At 62.2% G+C, this 241-nt stretch carries 1 pseudogene; it reads right to left on the reverse strand.

The window, feature by feature from the left end:
* Positions 1-241: pseudogene (locus OH705_RS28530) on the reverse strand (DNA helicase UvrD); the annotation flags it as partial.

The raw sequence follows: 241 nt of genomic DNA on the forward strand, positions 1-241 counted from the left end.
TGTGCCCACTTCTGCCTGGAAACCTGCTGATGAGTTTCATGCTAAAGCCATCACGAGGGGCGAATCGAAATGAGGTCGGGGCTACTCTGGCCCGAGCCATCCGTGCGCGGAGGGCTGTAACTCCGGCGGTGGTATGTGTGAGGATCAGAATGGGTTTGGGGCCGTTGTGCTGAGCCAAGGTCTCTGTGAGCAGCTGGGTCTTGCCGCAGCCCGCCGGCGCGGTGACTGATCGCGGGGGACG

The organism is Pseudomonas sp. BJa3 (assembly GCF_026343815.1).
Classification (GTDB): Bacteria; Pseudomonadota; Gammaproteobacteria; order Pseudomonadales; family Pseudomonadaceae; genus Aquipseudomonas; species Aquipseudomonas soli.